A 15955-nucleotide genomic window follows, 5' to 3' on the forward strand; every position below is an offset into this window, starting at 1 on the left:
AAATCTAAATGACTGTCAATTATTTTTAAATCAAGTAGTTCTTAAAAAAGAACAACTTATCATAAGATAAGTTGTTCTACTTTCCATGTTGTATCTTTCCGATTTCTAAAATAATCTCTTCATCTTTTTTTCCTTCTGTTTCAATTCCAAGTTGTTTTGCATGTTCAATCAATAGATCATGGCGCTTCTCAAATCTTGCGGTATTTACTTCTTTCGCAACCTCTTCTTTTGTTTTTCCTTCCGTAGAAACCCCTAGTTTATCAGCTACTTTTTCCATCGACTTCTTCTCTTCAGCTTCTTTCGCTTTCTTCACTTCTAACTGCTGTATTTGCTTTTGCTTCGCCTGCTCTGATTCAGCTGCAAAAGCTGTGTAAATGCCAGCACTTCCGCCAATGACTAGTAAAGTGGTAAAAAGAATTATTTTTTTCTTCACTCTTTCCTCTCCTTTCAAATTCATTATAACGCACATTTTCATAGGATTAAAATCGTTCTCCTTTATTTCCCTAAAAAATCATTGAATATTTTTATTGACATGTGAGACGAATATATGATAAAAATTTAACTAACATCATATGAATCGGCATTGATAGGATTTAGTAGTATTTCGATTTCTGCTTTCAGAGAGCTGGTGGTCGGTGCGAACCAGTACAGAGCGAATTATGAATTACCCCCTGGAGCTTCTTTTGCGAAACGTAAGGAGTAGTGAAAGACGGTTATAGACCGTTATATCTAAAGAGTGGTGAAACGACACTGTTTCACAATTTAGGGTGGTACCGCGAACTTTTCGTCCCTGCATATGTTGCAGGGGCGTTTTTATTTTATTAGCGCATATCATACGACCCTTTATTTTGTGATACATTCATTTCACAAGCTAGGGTGGTACCGCGATTTCTTCGTCCCTGCATAATTATATGCAGGGACGTTTTTTTATCCATTCATTTCCGTATCATATTAAAGAAACAACAATTACCGGTAATTTGTCACAAAATTCTAAAATTTAGAAGGAAATAAACAATATTGGCGAATTTTATATAAAAAAGATCTATTTTAGATTACTTAGGAGGGGAAAACAATGGTTTCAAAAATTGAATCTGTTCTTTTAACAGTATTTATCTTTTTCTGCATTGGCTTTAGTGTTATTCAATTAGAAGTTTCACCACACATCCCAATTTTATTTGGTATCGTTCTTTTATTAGCATTTGGATTTATGAAAAAAATTGATTGGTCTACGATGGAAAAAGGAATGATAAGTAGTATTTCAGCTGGTATTCCATCTATTTTTATATTCTTACTTGTAGGCGTATTAATTAGTGTTTGGATCGCTGCTGGAACAATTCCAACTTTAATGGTATACGGCTTCCAGCTTGTATCCCCAAAAATTTTCATTCCAACTGTTTTTGTTGTTTGTGCAATTGTTGGAACAAGTATCGGTAGTGCCTTTACAACTGCCGCAACTGTAGGACTTGCCTTTATGGGCATGGGTAGTGCTCTCGGATACGATCCTGCTCTAATCGCTGGTGCAATTATTTCTGGTGCATTCTTTGGAGATAAAATGTCTCCTTTATCTGATACAACAAATTTAGCGCCAGCTGTAACGGGTGTAGATTTATTTGAGCATATTCGTAACATGCTTTGGACAACAGTTCCAGCTTTCATTATTGCTTTTATCGCATTTTTCATTTTAGGAAGTGGTACTAGTGGAGACGTTGACTTCACAAACTTCATTAGCGCATTAGAGAAAAATGCAACGATTTCTATCTTTACACTTATTCCAATTTTATTACTGTTCCTATTCGCATTTAAAAAAGTTCCAGCAGTTCCAACATTACTTGCTGGAATTATAGTAGGGATCATTATCCTATTTATATTTAAACCTAGTACTTCTTTAACTGATTTAATGAAAATTATGCAAGACGGTTACGTTTCTAAAACGGGTATGAAAGATATTGATAGCTTATTATCTCGCGGTGGCCTGCAAAGTATGATGATGTCAATCGCTCTTATTTTCCTAGCTCTTTGTATGGGAGGATTATTACAAGGAATGGGTATTATTACGCAGCTAATGAATATCATCTCTAGCTTCGTAAAAACTAGCACACGCTTAATTATTTCTACCGCTTCAACTGCAATCGGTGTGAACTTCTTACTTGGTGAGCAGTACTTATCTATCGTTTTAACAGGACAAGCATTCGCTAATAAATATGATGAAGTCGGTTTAGAACGTCGTAATTTATCACGTGTATTAGAAGACGCAGGTACAGTTATTAACCCGCTCGTACCATGGGGAGTAAGTGGCGTGTTCTTATCGAACGTCCTTGGCGTTCCAACTTTTGATTACGTTCCATTCGCAATCTTCTGCTTAGCTTGTCCAGTTGTAACAATTATCGTCGGCTTTACTGGATTTGGCCTTTCATGGAAGAAGGAAAAAGCTGTAACACTTTCATAATATATCAAAAAGGATTACCTGAATCGGTAATCCTTTTTATATTTCTCCACTATCTATTTGCTTTCTTTCTTCTAAATAACAGAAGGAATCCTGCTCCAACAAACGCCAAACCTGCTCCAATTGTAGAAACAACACTTGTACCTGTTTTCGGTAAATCACGTTCTTCTTTCTTTTCACTTACAGTTGTTGTTTCTTTTGCGTTTTGATTATCCGTTGTAGTTTGTCCAGATCCTGTATTATTACCTTCATCTGTTGGTGGTGTCGTTGGATTTTCTCCATTATTTCCTTCACCTGTTGGTGGTGTCGTTGGATTTTCTCCATTATTTCCTTCACTTGTTGGTGGTGTCGTTGGATTTTCTCCATTATTTCCTTCACCTGTTGGCGGTGTTGTTGGATTTTCTCCATTATTTCCTTCACCTGTTGGCGGTGTTGTTGGATTCTCTCCACCAGTTTCCTTATCATCATCGTTCTTCTTCGTTATATCAATTGCATATTTAGCAAATTCATTTTCAGATGGTCCAACATATGATATGTTCCCATCTTTCTTTATATACTTTTGTGCATTCGGTGAAGAATCAAATGTTGTATTTAATTTATCTGCAACAATCGGTTTAAATGCCCAATTTTTATCTGCTGCCGGATCAATAACTGGTGTTTCTTGCATATACTTCACAATGATTTGACGTGTTTCATCTTGTGATTGGTATACAACTTCCCCTTTACTTACACCTGGGAACGTTTGGCTACTTCCACGATAGTTATTTGTAGCGACGATAAACTCTTGATTGTCAGCTACTGGCTTACCTTCATATGTCATATTTATAATACGATTCGTATTAGCATTTACAACTTTTCCATCTTTATCGTATTTCGCTGGTTGTGTTACATCAATTTCGTATTTTAAGCCATCTAAAATATCAAAGTTATATGTAGGGTATCCGATATTTACTAATGGCTGTTCTTCTGTTTTCTTTGGATCAATTTGATTAAACTGACCTGCAGACATTTCAAGCCATTCTTTTACTTGTGCCCCATTTACTTTTACAGCATATAACGTATTTGGATATACATATAAATCTGCAACGTTTTTAATCGCTAACGTTCCAGCTGGAATATCCGTATAATATGTAGCACCGTTTCGGCCACCTGCTTTAAATGGTGCACCTGCAGATAAAACTGGAATTCCTTTATATTTACTATACTGTCCATTTTCAGCAAATAACTTTTCTACATACCATTTCTGTGCATTTGTCACAAGTTGTACAGAAGGATCATCTTGTACTAATGAGAAATAACTATTAATTGGCGCTGTCGTTTTTCCTACAGCTGTATTCACATAATCAATTGTCGCTTGATGATCATCTTTAATTTCATTAACTAAATTTTGATCAGATTGTACGAGTGGGTTTCCTTTACTATCAGCAATCGGACGAAGTTGCGGCTTCGATTGCTCTTTTTGTACTTCCCATTTTCCATTTACTTTTTTCAATTGCATATCAATAATACCTAAGTTACTTCCAAAGACACCAGGCATTACAACTGGAACACCATTAAATACATCCTTCACTTCAGTATGTGAATGTCCCATTAATACTGCATCTACACCAGGAACCTCTGTTAAATAATACGACGCGTTTTCCATACCGACGTTGTATCCACTCTTATCAACACCGGAATGCGCTAGTGCAACGATAACATCTGCACCTTCTGCTTTCATTTTTGGCACCATTTTCTTCGCTGTTTCAACTATATCTTTCGCTTTCACTTTTCCTTCTAAATTTGCTTTATCCCAGTTCATAACTTGAGGTGGAACAAATCCCATTACGCCAATTTTCACTTTTTGTTTTTGCCCTGATTCATCTTCTACTTCTTTTTCAAAAACATGATATGGTTTAAAGTAATTTTGGTCGTTCTCTTCATTATTATCTTTATCATCTTTATAGACGTTTGAGTTAATAACCGGGAACTCTGTTTTACTAATTACTTTGTTTAAATAATCTAAACCGTAGTTAAATTCATGATTCCCAAGAGAGATGACGTCATACTTCATTAAATTCATTAAACGATATAATGGATGTGTATAACTAGGATCCACAGGCTTCTTCGGATCATTTATTTTATTCGCTACATAATCTCCAAGCGGTGTCCCTTGTAATGCATCCCCATCATCAAATAGGACAGAGTTCTTCGCTTCTTCACGCGCTTTATTAACAAGTGTTGCAGTTTGCACGAGACCTACTTTATTATCTGTTTTCGTTTGATAATAATCATAATTCATTAAGTTAACGTGAATATCTGATGTTTCTAGAATTCGTAAGTTAACTGTACTCTCCCCAGCTTTCTCATCCGCATGAGCTGTTGTTGGCAATACTTGCGGCGCTATGACACCAATAGCAAGAGTTGCTCCAGCCAGCATTTTTTTTGACTTTTTCACAAAAAATCCCCCTTATACAATTACCAAAGAATAATGAAATGAATTTCTAGCATTCTCTAACCACATACCTTTTTTCTTCTAGTAGATACACGATTTTCATTTCACCCTACGCTAACGAGTAGTCTCCTTAAACGATCCATTGATGGAGACTAGCAATTAACGGGAGATAAAGCTCCCACTATGTAGAATTTCACCTTATCTGACATTATCATATATAATGTCCTTTCATATCGTCAATATTTTTTGACATACTTCTACAAATTTTCTGTAAAGTTATTGTAAACTTTTCATAAACATATAATATGCCCTTACATTGCTAATACTGCTGAATATGATACAATTACCAATTACAAGGAGGATGAATTATGAAAAAAGTCATCTTAACAATTGTTTGTCTCCTCCTTCTAATCATTTCTTATTCTTATTTTGAAAAGAACGATGAGACAAAACAAAATGAACCCGAAGAAAAAACAGAAAAAACATCTACTCCAAGTTGGATTGATAAGCAAACAAACGATTCCTTTTATCATCTCGTACTAGGTGATTCGCTTGCCAAAGGATATGGATCGACACAAGGGGGATTTGCTGAATTAGCCTCTACACAAATAGAAGCACAAATTCATAAACCAATTACTGTAGAAAACCTTGGGATAAACGGTCTTACAACAGATCGTCTCGCTAAAAAGGTTCAATCAGAAGATGTAAAGCAAAAAATTAGAGCAGCAAATATCATTACAATTAATATTGGGGGAAATAATTTGTTTCGCTTAAATCGTGATGTCGGTGTTATAGACGGTATTAAAATGTTAAATAAAGAAAAAGCTCATTTTGAAGCGGATGTAAAAAGTATTGTAAAGACAGTCCGAGATCAAAATCCGGATGCTTTACTCATTCTTTCTGAACTCTATAACCCGTTACAACTCGATGACTCCATCGCAAGTTATGCAGATATGTTTTTAGACGGCTGGAATGAATCCGTTTATTCCATTGCAAAAGCGAATCAACCATCTATCGTTTTACCAATTCGCAAATTAATATCGAATGATAAGAAAGATTTACTCTTTGACCAAGTACACCCAAATGATAAAGGCTATTCGATTATTGCCGATTCCTTTACAAAAAAAGTGTTGGCCTACAAATATTAAAATTCGCATGAAACAATTCTATTTTTATAACATGTCTTTTTTGTTACAATGAGAGTGGAAGGGGGCCTTTATATGGAATCACGCGAGTGGGAACGTATTGTTGATCATCTTCTTTCGCTAGTGCCTCTTTTTTATCGCAAATTTATGCTTCCTGGAGAATTTTCTTCTCAAAGACATATGCCGCCATCACATACACAAGTATTACTGCTTCTGCATGAGAATGGCACATTAGCAGTTTCCGAAATCGGCAAACGGCTAGCGATTTCACGGCCTAACATGACACCTCTATTAAACAAACTGATTCAAGAAGAACTAATAGAGCGTCATTATAGCGAAAAAGATCGACGGGTCATTTTAATTTCCCTAACAGCTGAAGGGAAATTGTTAGTAAATCAGTATCAGCAATTCATTTTAGACAAACTAAAAGAAAATTTTCAAACATTATCTGAGGAAGAACGTGAAAAGCTCATTCACTCTCTTCAAACCATTCAAAATTTAATTTTGAAAACAAACGCATAAAGCTGCTTCTAAATAGAAGCAGCTTTATGATTCGTAATAATTACCATAATATACATTTGAATATGGCCATGTCGTTAAATATGGTTTTTGATCTTGCGTAGGTTGTTGCGATGGTATTTGCGGTAATTGTTGTTGTCGATATAATTCGTATTGCCTACTCGTATCATAAACCGGATAATAATTTACATATGGATATACTTGAGGTACGTAATAATAATACATTCATTCTCTCCTCCTTTTTCTTAAACATATTCAAAGGAGAAAATGAGTGTGACACTCTTTATATTTGCATGAGTGGTTCTCTCACTCTTTTCTTTCTGTTCTTCAAACGTAACTTACGGTTCTTTTCATATAAATAATGCACAACGAAATATGAAACTACACCAAACACAACCCCTAAAATCGTCATTCCAATTAATACATACACTTCACTCTGTAATAAGCTCTTTAATATCGTAAAAATGTGACTTGAAAACAAGTCCGATATCGTAAAGGGTTCATGATGTATTTTTTGTACATGAAATGGATAAATCATTTTCCCTAGCGCATACGCAAGCGGAAATAAAACTACTGGGAGAAACGATATTTTCCCAATAATATTGCCAATAACCGCGGCAGGAAAAGATCCCTTTGCTAACCTGACGATTGGATAAAATATTAAATAGACGAGCGATGCCGTATATATAACCAACATTTCTAAACCAAAACCAATCGCAAAACCTAACGATACTTTCTTTGCTCCTTCTGGTGATCGAAGCAACTTATAATATTGAAACTTTAATATTCTCCATATCCGCTGAAAAAACGAATATGTTTTCTTAGTTGTTTTCACTCTCATCATCTCTTTAACTATATTTTTATACCTAGTATGCCCTTACACACTCCGAAAAACAAATTTCATTTTCTCTTTTATTATAGATGATATCGAAATAGTTAACTAAATATACATATGACATTTCAATAAAAAAAATACACCTCCAATTGTTATTTGCGTCTCACAACTGGAGGTGTACATCATTTAGGAAAGCTCTTCTACATTTTTAAATAGACTTACTAATAATGCTTTTTGCGCATGCAATCGATTACCGGCTTGCTCAAATACGATAGATTTTGGCCCATCTATAACTTCGCCTGTTACTTCTTCTTCACGATGGGCAGGTAAACAGTGTAAGAAGCGATATGTTTGCTTCGCATGCTTAACAAGTTCGTTATTAATTTGGTATGGTTGAAACAACGTATATTTCTCTTCTTCGCCCTCTTGCCCCATGCTCATCCAAACGTCAGTATAAATGAAATCTGCTTCATTCACCGCTAATTCAGGGTTATGCAAAATTTCAATTTCAGCTCCTGTTTCCTTGGCAATCGCTAACGCTTTTTTTACAATCTCTTCATTCGGTTCATACCCTATAGGCGTTGCAACAGTCATATGCATTCCGACTTTTGCACTCGCTAACAACAATGAATGACATACATTATTTCCATCACCTACGTAAGCCAATTTTATTCCTTTAAATGTATTTACTTCTTCATATATTGTCATTAAGTCTGCCAATGCTTGACAAGGATGATGATCATCCGTTAAACCGTTAATAACAGGAATGCTCGATTCTTTTGCAAGCTCTTCTACATCCGCGTGTGAGAATGTACGTATCATGATCCCGTCAATATACTGCGATAATACTTTCGCAGTATCTGAAACAGTTTCTCCTCTGCCCATTTGCATCTCTTTTCCACTTAAAAACATACCATGTCCCCCGAGCTGTACCATTCCTGCTTCAAAAGATACACGAGTACGAGTCGAATGCTTATCAAAGATAAGGCCTAATATTTTTCCTTGTAGTAAAGGCTCTTGCTTATTATTTTTTAAATATATAGCGAACTCAATTAAAGAAATAATTTCTTCTTGCGTTAGTTCTTCTAATGTTAAAAGATCTTTCGTATTTAATTTCGGTACTTGTACAGTTGACATAAAACTTCCCCCTTATATAATTGATACGTTTTTTGTACAAACTACTTTTTTTATCATATATACTGCCTGTTCTAACTCTTCATTCGTTACAATGAGTGGCGGTAATAGTCTTATAACATTAGGCCCTGCTTGTAATACGAGAAGTCCCTCTTTTTCTAGTTGTTCTATAAAACTTGCAACTTCATGCGTACATTCAATTCCAATCATAAGCCCCTTACCACGTATATTTTGAATACATTCGACATGTTGTAATTCCTCTTGCAACTTCTGTAATACGTACTCGCCCTTTTCCTTTACTTCTTTTAAAAACGATGGTTTCTTAGTTATTTGCAATACTTCTTTCGCCGCAGCCATTGCAATATAATTTCCACCAAACGTTGAACCATGTGACCCTGCAGGAAACGATATTCCAAATTCTTTCCGGCCAATCATTGCTCCAACTGGAATGCCATTTCCAAGCGCCTTAGCGGTAGTAACGATATGAGGTGTTATTCCCATTTGTTCGTAAGCAAATAATGTCCCTGTTCTTCCGATTCCTGTTTGAACTTCGTCTATAATAAATAAGGACCCGAACTTCTTACATAATGCTTCAATCGCTTTCAAAAAAGATAGATCAGCAGGTATGACTCCTCCCTCTCCTTGAACAACTTCTATCATTACTGCCGCAACTTCTTCATTCATTACTTCCTCTAATGCCTTTATATCGTTAAAAGGCGTATGTAAAAAAGATGGAAGGAGCGGACCAAATCCTTCTTTCACTTTATTTTGCCCCGTCGCACTCATCGTTCCGAATGTTCTACCGTGAAAAGATTGCTCGCATGTTACGACGAGAGATTTTTCAGTATGCTTACGGGCTAGCTTCAAAGCAGCTTCATTCGCCTCTGCCCCGCTATTACAGAAGAACACATAATCTAATGCTATGTTTTCTGTTAATAATGACGCGACTTCTTCTTGTAAGCTGTTTGTAAACAGGTTAGATATATGCCATATTTCATGCAGTTGCTCTTGTACAGCTTTCATAACAGTAGAATGACAATGTCCTAAATTACATACACCGATTCCTGATGTGAAATCTAAATATTGCTTACTGTTATTATCAATGACTTTCGTTCCTTTTCCCTTTACAAACTCAATCTTTCTTCTCCCATACGTTTGAAAAAGATGACTTATCATGCAATACTCACGCCCCTCGTTACCGTCGTTCCGATACACTCACCTGTAACCTCGGTAAAATCCTTCATCCCATTTACGATACTAACCTTTTGCACTCCCATTTTTAATGATGCTAGTGCTGCCTGTACTTTCGGAATCATCCCACCGGTAATAACACCGTTTTCTATAAAATTAACAATCTCAAATTCATCGGTTTTCTTTACTAACTTTCCTTCATGTAATACCCCATCTACATCTGTAATAAAAATGAGTTCTTTTGCAGATAACGCGGCCGCAATTCCAGCTGCGGCGGTATCTGCATTTATGTTATAAATCTCATTATCATTTATGCCGACTGGAGCAATAACAGGAATATAATTCATATTTATTAATCCTTTTAGTAAGGCCGTTTCGACATACCTTACTTCTCCCACATATCCTATCTCCTCACTAATAGCTTGAACTTGAAGTAGATTGCCGTCACATCCTGAACAACCTACCGCTCGTAAATTATGCTTTTGTAAATTCATTACGAGTTTTTTATTCGTACTTCCACATAACACCATTTGAACAACATCCATAACTTCTTTTGGCGTTACCCGTAATCCATCTCTTTTTTCTACGTTGATGTTACAATCTTTTAATTGGGCATCAATTTCTGGGCCACCACCATGAACAATCACTACTTTATACTTCTGTTGTAATTTCTTTATACAATCAAAAAACACATCATTTAATTGATCCAACATACTACCGCCGCATTTCACTACAACATAATCGCTCATCTTCCCTCTCCTTATGTACGATAACAAGCGTTTATTTTCACATATTCATAACTTAAGTCACAGCCCCAAGCTGATCCGGCCTCTTCTCCTAAATGTAAATACACATCAATCATAATTTCATGTTCTTGTAATCTCATTTTCATTTCCTCTTCAGAAAACATTTGAGGTTCACTATTTTTCAGCACAACGATAGATTGAAGAGTAATATCAATTGTATTTGGATTAATCGCTACTTCACTTTGTCCAATGCTGCTAATAATTCGCCCCCAATTTGGGTCTTCACCATGTATTGCTGTTTTCACAAGACTCGAACCGACTATTTGTTTTGCGATTTTCTTTGCCTCTTCATTCGTTTGAGCTCCTAGCACATTTACTTCTATTAACTTCGTAGCGCCTTCACCATCTTGTGCAATTTTTTTTGCTAAATCTTCACATACCTTCTGTAAGGCAAATACGAAAGTTTCCCAATCTGCATGTTCCATATCGATTGGTTTCGTTTCTGATAATCCACTTGCCATAACAATGACCATATCATTCGTAGAAGTATCGCCATCCACCGTAATTTGATTAAATGTATGATTCGTTATTTGTAATAATGCGGTTTGCAATACGTCATGCTCTATATGAGCGTCTGTCGTAATAAAACTTAGCATCGTTGCCATATTTGGATGAATCATCCCTGAACCTTTCGCAACACCAGCAATTAGCACTTTCTTCCCATCAATAATCATTTCATAGCAAGTTTCTTTCGTTATAAGATCCGTCGTTAAGATTGCTTCAGAAAAAGAATGAGCTTCATTTTCTTCCTTGGCCGGTATAAGAGTTACAATTCCCTTTCGGATTATCTCCATCGGTAGCGGAACACCAATTACACCTGTTGAAGCTACTGCAACGTAATTTTCTTTCACTCCAAAATGTTCCGCCCCTAATGCACGCATCTCGTATGCATCTTGTAATCCTTTCATTCCTGTACAAGCATTTGCATTTCCACTATTGACGATAATAGCTTGTAATTTCCCTTCAGCCGCTATACTGTCTTTCGTTACTTGCAAGGGAGCTGCTTGTATTTGATTTGTTGTATAAACAGCAGCACATGATGCTGGTGTATCACAAACGATTGCCCCTAAATCCTTTTTCTCCTTTTTCAAACCAATTGCATTGCCAATGGCCGAGAAACCTTTTGGAGTTACAATCGAACCATTTTCTACTTTTGTAATAGACGCTACTTTAATCATCATGTCCCCCCTTATAGATAAAGCGGCATATGTTGTAAACCTGTTGTTTCTTCTAGTCCCGCTATTATGTTTGCATTTTGAATTGCTTGCCCAGCCGCACCTTTCATCATATTGTCTATAACAGAAACGACTGTCACTCTTCCTGTTCTTTCATCGTAAGCTATCCCCATATCACAATAATTTGAGCCCCTCACTTCTTTCGGACTTGGAAACTCTCCTTGCGTACAAATTCGAATGAAAGGCGCTTGTTCATACGTTTCTTCATATAATTTTTGAAGTTGTTCTATTTCCATTTCTCGTTTTACTTTCGCATAAAGTGTAACCATAATTCCCCGTGATATCGGTATTAAATGTGTACTAAACGTGATTGGCTTCGTTTCTCTATTCCACTCCGCAAGCATTTGCTCAATCTCAGGAACGTGTTGATGCTCATTTACTTTATAAATACGCAAGTTATCGTATAACTCAGGAAAGTGAGTCATCGTTGTTGGCGTTTTTCCTGCTCCAGATACTCCTGATTTCGCATCAATGATAATGGAATCTTCTTCAATTATGCCGCTACGAACTAACGGTAATATCGCTAATAATGCAGCTGTAGCAAAACATCCTGGGTTTGCAATTAAATTTGCCTTTTGAATTTCGGACCTTTTCCATTCACTTAACCCATATACAGCTTCCCTAAGGACTCCTTCTTTTGCAGCTGCCCTTTTATACCACTGTTCATATATGAAAGGATCTTTCATACGAAAGTCTCCAGATAGGTCAATTACTTTTAAGCCTACTGCTAATAATTTGGGAGTTAACTCTGCTGATACTCCTGCTGGGGTTGCTAAAAATACAATTTCTGCTTCCTTCTCTATTTCCTCCACATCAATTTCTTGTAACGTATGAACAAGAACATTTTGAAAATGCGGATATACATTTGTTATACACTCGCCAACTTGTGAAAAAGAATGGAGAGATGCTATCGAAAAATATGGATGTTGTTCTAATAACCGAATTAACTCAATACCTCCATACCCAGTTGCTCCAATAATCGCGACCTTCATATGCTCCTCCTCATATTGATTCTTTAAATTAAGTATGATTATAATATTGTATATTTATAGAGTCAATTAAATATTTATAAATTTTATAAACTTAAAAAACTTAATTTTATTAGAAAAACAATATACACAACCGAATTTTTATACATAAATAGTGTATAGTAGTTTTTTTATTCCACTTCAAGTACAATAAAACAATACATACGTACATACAGGCGGGGAAAGCATGAATGAAAAATTAATTGAGAAAATGATTATAAAAAGTTTTCAGCAATATCAAAGTAATCCTGTGTCAAATGGGGATCAAGAACTGCTTGTTAAACACATTCAAGCAATAATTCATTCAAATACTAAAATTGATGTATACGAGGCAGTTGAGGATATCGTTTACGATTATGTGACTGGAAAATAAAAAAATAGGAGATTTCCATATGGAAATCTCCTATTTTTTACTTAATGATTTACCTGCAACACGCTCAAATAAACCTGGGAATAATGCATAAAGTTTCGGACCAATGCCCATCCATTTCGGTAAATTTACTTCACGCTTTTTCGTTTGCATCGATTTTACAATTTGCTCTGCTACATATGTTGGTTTTAACATGTATCGTCCCATATTTTTCACATATGTACCGGATTGATCAGCTATTTCAAAAAAGTTTGTATCTATCGGACCTGGATTAATCGCTGTTACGAAAACATTCGTACTAGACAACTCCATGCGTAAACTATTCGTAAATCCTAGTACTGCATGTTTCGTTGCTGCATACGCACTCGATTTCGGCGTTGCAATTTTCCCAGCAAGTGAAGCAATATTAATAATATGCCCTTCGTTTCTTTTCACCATATAAGGTAGTACCGCTTTCGTACAAGCTACTAATCCAAATACATTTACTTGGAACATATCTTTCACTTCATCCATTGACGCATCTTCAAACGTTTTAAAAATACCAAATCCTGCATTGTTTACTAATATATCAATACGTCCTACCTCTTGTAATACTTTTGAAAAAACAGATTTTACCCCCATCTCTTCACTTACATCTAATACATAATAATAGCAAGGCGTATTATAAGTTTCTTTAATTTTGTCTGCTAGCGCTTTTAATTTCTCTTCTGTTCTAGCCATTAATACTGGAGTCGCTCCCTGCTCTGCAACTTGCATTGCAACTTGCTCTCCAATTCCACTAGAAGCACCTGTAATGACGATTACTTTATTTTGTAAACGTCCCGTCATTGCTGTCACCTACTTTGCATAATAAATCAATTGTTGCGAAGATTCATCAATCATCACTTGTTGATTATATGCTAAAAAGTCTAATTGTCCAACCGTTTCTGAAATAGTAAGTGGCAATTGTTCCTTATATAATACCGGAAATAGTTTTACACATACTTCAAATGCTGTCATTGGTTTTTCCTTTAATAACTCAAGCACTTTAAATGCACGTGTTTCTTGCTTTTGTAATCTCGTTTCAATAAGTTGCTTCACATGGAGAACATCTTCTCCATGTCCTGATAAAATGCGCGAAATATTCATTTCACTTAAACGCTTTAACGTTTGATTGTATTGTAATAATGGGCGTGCCCTTTCTGTTTGTCCTTCATATGGTGGTTCTAATATTGGATTCGAAGAAATATGACTAATGAGAGCATCTCCGCCAATTAATATTCCATCAGATTCTCTATATAATGAAATATGAGTGGAAGCATGACCCGGTGTTTCAATTACTGTAAACCCAGGTAAGGAATCAATACGATCTCCCTCTCGCACAGTATGCGTTAACGATCTATTACAAGAATATTTCAGTGTTCTTGTCGTTAATAACGCCTCATCTTTCAAAAATGCTGCTGGAACACCAAATTGCAAGGCTGTCTCTCTAAAAAACTCATGATACCGCTTTAAAAATTCTGGATTTTGCGTAATCCAAGGCTCATTCCAAGGGTGTCCAATAATGTTCGTTTTCTCAGAAAATATATTTAAAAGCCCACAATGATCCGCATGATGATGCGTAATAACTACTGTTTTAATATCTTCTATCGTATATCCTAATGCACCTAATTGACTTTCTAACGCATTTCTTGCCTCTTCTGTATTCGTCCCTGTATCAATTAATGTTAATGTCTCCCCCTCAACTAAAAACACATTTACAGTTTCAACTGCAAATGGCACAGGAATCTCCATTCGGTGAATCGCCGTCATGCTTAGCCCCCCTGTCTCTTTCCGGTTCAAAAATGAATACTTCTTCAGTTTACAACTTATACATATATTTGTCATTATTTTCAGATAAAAAGAGGTGTTTCCTATTAAAAAACGAATGTATGTACATTTATAAGAATTTCTACCAAATTTAAAGGAGGAACATCATGTCTATTCAAAACATTTCCTTTCTCGGTGCAGGCTCTATTGCTGAAGCGATTATTGGTGGCTTGTTACATGCAAATGTTGTGAAAGGCGAACAAATTACTGTAAGTAATCGTTCTAACGAGACAAGGTTACAGGAGCTACATAACAAATACGGTGTCAAAGGTACACATAATAAAAAAGAACTACTTACTAATACAAATATTCTTTTTCTAGCAATGAAGCCAAAAGATGTTGCAGAAGCGCTTACCCCTTTTAAAGAAGACATACATAATAACCTGCTTATTATTTCGTTATTAGCAGGTGTTTCTACTCATTCAATTAGAAATCTACTTCAAAAAGACGTTCCGATTATTCGTGCCATGCCAAATACATCTGCAGCTATTTTAAAATCAGCTACTGCTATCTCATCTTCAAAACATGCAACAAAGGAACATATTCAAACTGCCATAGCTTTATTTGAAACGATCGGTCTCGTCTCTGTTGTAGAGGAAGAAGATATGCATGCTGTCACTGCATTATCCGGAAGCGGGCCTGCTTATATTTATTACGTAGTAGAAGCGATGGAAGAAGCTGCAAAAAAAATCGGTTTAAAAGAAGATGTTGCAAAGTCACTTATTCTCCAAACGATGATTGGTGCTGCTGAAATGCTAAAAGCAAGTGAAAAACACCCGTCTATTTTGCGAAAGGAAATTACCTCTCCTGGTGGAACGACCGAAGCGGGCATTGAAATATTACAAGAACACCAATTTCAACAAGCGCTTATTTCTTGTATTACACAGGCAGCGCAACGATCACATAATCTTGGGAAAACGTTAGAACAATTAACAAAAGAAAAATAAAAAATGGAGCTCAATCTTAC

The 15955-nt window shown here is 35.9% G+C and carries 16 protein-coding genes and 1 other annotated feature; of the genes, 5 read left to right on the top strand and 11 right to left on the bottom strand.

What is annotated here, in order from left to right:
- Positions 1–76 precede the first annotated feature (76 nt).
- Complete coding sequence (locus tag MR147_RS18175; protein WP_139302729.1) at positions 77–433, bottom strand: hypothetical protein; 357 nt, start codon at positions 431–433, stop codon at positions 77–79.
- A 141-nt stretch (positions 434–574) separates the two neighbouring features.
- Positions 575–795, top strand: a binding site (T-box leader).
- Between the two features lie 277 nt (positions 796–1072).
- Here MR147_RS18175 and nhaC point away from each other — a divergent pair.
- Entirely contained in the window at positions 1073–2446 is a 1374-nt protein-coding gene (gene nhaC / locus MR147_RS18180; protein WP_074606938.1) for a Na+/H+ antiporter NhaC, read from the top strand.
- 49 nt (positions 2447–2495) lie between these two features.
- Here nhaC and cpdB read toward each other — a convergent pair whose 3' ends face one another.
- Positions 2496–4880, bottom strand: a complete 2385-nt coding sequence (gene cpdB / locus MR147_RS18185) for a bifunctional 2',3'-cyclic-nucleotide 2'-phosphodiesterase/3'-nucleotidase (RefSeq protein WP_074606939.1) — start codon at positions 4878–4880, stop codon at positions 2496–2498.
- A gap of 365 nt (positions 4881–5245) precedes the next feature.
- Between cpdB and MR147_RS18190 the strand changes: the two genes are divergently transcribed.
- Positions 5246–6025 carry a GDSL-type esterase/lipase family protein gene (locus MR147_RS18190; RefSeq protein ID WP_074606941.1) on the top strand — a complete coding sequence of 260 codons (780 nt, stop codon included), beginning with the start codon at positions 5246–5248 and terminating at the stop codon, positions 6023–6025.
- Between the two features lie 72 nt (positions 6026–6097).
- The gene (locus MR147_RS18195) at positions 6098–6544 is read left to right on the top strand and encodes a MarR family winged helix-turn-helix transcriptional regulator (protein WP_000445817.1); all 447 of its coding nucleotides are present in this window, start codon (positions 6098–6100) and stop codon (positions 6542–6544) included.
- A gap of 24 nt (positions 6545–6568) precedes the next feature.
- On the opposite strand, the gene MR147_RS18200 is transcribed toward MR147_RS18195, so the two are convergent.
- The 7 genes from MR147_RS18200 to argC all read right to left on the bottom strand — a co-directional run bounded on the left by MR147_RS18200 (position 6569) and on the right by argC (position 12734).
- Positions 6569–6766 carry a hypothetical protein gene (locus MR147_RS18200; RefSeq protein WP_000291952.1) on the bottom strand — a complete coding sequence of 66 codons (198 nt, stop codon included), beginning with the start codon at positions 6764–6766 and terminating at the stop codon, positions 6569–6571.
- Positions 6767–6824: 58 nt separating this feature from the next.
- Positions 6825–7385, bottom strand: a complete 561-nt coding sequence (locus MR147_RS18205; RefSeq protein ID WP_074606943.1) for a DUF2062 domain-containing protein — start codon at positions 7383–7385, stop codon at positions 6825–6827.
- A gap of 177 nt (positions 7386–7562) precedes the next feature.
- Entirely contained in the window at positions 7563–8513 is a 951-nt protein-coding gene (gene argF, locus MR147_RS18210; protein WP_074606945.1) for an ornithine carbamoyltransferase, read from the bottom strand.
- A gap of 12 nt (positions 8514–8525) precedes the next feature.
- Positions 8526–9686, bottom strand: a complete 1161-nt coding sequence (gene argD / locus MR147_RS18215) for an acetylornithine transaminase (RefSeq protein WP_074606947.1) — start codon at positions 9684–9686, stop codon at positions 8526–8528.
- A complete protein-coding gene (gene argB, locus MR147_RS18220) occupies positions 9683–10450 on the bottom strand; it encodes an acetylglutamate kinase (protein ID WP_074606949.1) in 768 nt (255 codons plus the stop codon). Before argB ends, argD begins: the two co-directional genes overlap by 4 nt.
- Before the next feature lie 11 nt (positions 10451–10461).
- Complete coding sequence (argJ, locus tag MR147_RS18225; RefSeq protein ID WP_139302730.1) at positions 10462–11685, bottom strand: bifunctional glutamate N-acetyltransferase/amino-acid acetyltransferase ArgJ; 1224 nt, start codon at positions 11683–11685, stop codon at positions 10462–10464.
- Between the two features lie 11 nt (positions 11686–11696).
- Positions 11697–12734: an N-acetyl-gamma-glutamyl-phosphate reductase gene (gene argC, locus MR147_RS18230; RefSeq protein ID WP_074606953.1), complete on the bottom strand. Its 1038-nt coding sequence runs from the start codon at positions 12732–12734 to the stop codon at positions 11697–11699.
- A 223-nt stretch (positions 12735–12957) separates the two neighbouring features.
- Between argC and MR147_RS18235 the strand changes: the two genes are divergently transcribed.
- Positions 12958–13143, top strand: coding sequence for a YqzH family protein (locus MR147_RS18235; protein ID WP_074606955.1), 186 nt, complete (start codon positions 12958–12960; stop codon positions 13141–13143).
- Between the two features lie 30 nt (positions 13144–13173).
- On the opposite strand, the gene MR147_RS18240 is transcribed toward MR147_RS18235, so the two are convergent.
- Together MR147_RS18240 and MR147_RS18245 are read right to left on the bottom strand one after the other, a co-directional pair.
- Positions 13174–13968 carry an SDR family NAD(P)-dependent oxidoreductase gene (locus MR147_RS18240; RefSeq protein ID WP_000147803.1) on the bottom strand — a complete coding sequence of 265 codons (795 nt, stop codon included), beginning with the start codon at positions 13966–13968 and terminating at the stop codon, positions 13174–13176.
- Positions 13969–13977: 9 nt separating this feature from the next.
- Positions 13978–14931 carry an MBL fold metallo-hydrolase gene (locus MR147_RS18245; RefSeq protein WP_000125129.1) on the bottom strand — a complete coding sequence of 318 codons (954 nt, stop codon included), beginning with the start codon at positions 14929–14931 and terminating at the stop codon, positions 13978–13980.
- A 164-nt stretch (positions 14932–15095) separates the two neighbouring features.
- Between MR147_RS18245 and proI the strand changes: the two genes are divergently transcribed.
- The gene (gene proI, locus MR147_RS18250; RefSeq protein ID WP_074606957.1) at positions 15096–15935 is read left to right on the top strand and encodes a pyrroline-5-carboxylate reductase ProI; all 840 of its coding nucleotides are present in this window, start codon (positions 15096–15098) and stop codon (positions 15933–15935) included.
- Positions 15936–15955: the final 20 nt, after the last annotated feature.

The sequence above is a fragment of the Bacillus cereus group sp. BfR-BA-01350 genome (assembly GCF_022663775.1).
Lineage (GTDB): Bacteria > Bacillota > Bacilli > Bacillales > Bacillaceae_G > Bacillus_A > Bacillus_A paranthracis.